Source organism: Microcoleus sp. w1-18aA5 (assembly GCF_036701705.1).
In the GTDB taxonomy this organism is placed as follows: Bacteria; Cyanobacteriota; Cyanobacteriia; order Cyanobacteriales; family Microcoleaceae; genus Microcoleus.
The window spans coordinates 1-1,080 of record NZ_JAUPTE010000184.1; the positions used below are offsets into that span (position 1 = coordinate 1).

1 protein-coding gene is annotated in these 1,080 nt (G+C 40.1%); it reads right to left on the reverse strand.

All coding sequences use genetic code 11. The features are described from left to right. Positions 1-998: IS4 family transposase (locus Q5691_RS27610; protein WP_333312394.1), on the reverse strand; the 998-nt coding region annotated here is incomplete at its 3' end. Positions 999-1,080 lie beyond the last annotated feature (82 nt).

A 1,080-nucleotide genomic window follows, 5' to 3' on the forward strand; every position in this document is an offset into this window, starting at 1 on the left:
CCAAATGTACTCCGTCTTCGATATCTTTTTTTAGGTTCTTGACGCCGACATACATATTTTCCTACCTGCTTTTTCTGAAGTTCAGTACCTTCAAATATTGCCAAACTATAGGCGAGTGTCATTAGCAGAATTATGTTAATCAGTCGGTTGCCTTTTAAGCTAGTTCCTTCCAGATCGTAGCCTCCTGTTTTACAATCTCGAAACATTTCTTCGATACCCATCCGTTGCTTGTAAGCATCGATCGCTACCCGCAACGACCCTAAATCTGTGAGTATAAACCATGCTTCATCAACCTGCCATGCCCCATAGTTTCTTTTCCACTTACAAGCAACATCAAATCCAGTGGCAGGTTGAGTTTTTCTCACTCTTTTACCTTGAAAATATAAAGAGGTTCCCGGCACTATTCCTAATTCATCTAATCGCTGCCAAACTAAATGCTCTGTTTCGATACAATGATTCCTCTTCAGTCTTAAGCAAAAAGACACACCCTTTTCCTTGAGCCAGTTTCCCAAGTCGACCGAACAAAATTCACGGTCTCCTAAAACGATGACTTTATATTCTGAAAATAACGGTAAAACTTGCTGTAGATTTGTAGTCTGTTCCTCGAAGTTGCTGCTCCCCAATTTGGGCAACAATGACCAGTATAATGGAATTGCTCTTCGCTCCCAGATTAAGCTAACCATGAAAAGATTAATACACCCCCATTGACTGCGATCGATTGCGATTGACAAGGTTTGACCGACAGAGCAATAAGTAGTCAACCAGTAAGTAATTAATGGAAACCAAATTAATTCGATTGTTAAATTCGGTAAATCCAAAAATCTTTGCAATTTCCGTCGCCGACTTTCGGCTGTAATTAGACAGGGAAATACTCGGGAGAGCCGCTCTAATCTCACTTGTTTTTCTGATTGCATCAAGGATAGCAAAATTGTCATCACCAAAAACTGAGATGGCGTCAGGTATTTTTGTAAGTGAGCCTGGTAGAATCTTAGTATCATTATTTTTTTGGATAGGCAAGCGTGTAACAACTCTGCTGCCTATCTTTTTTTACCACAAGTTGGCTCAATCCTTACTAGCTAT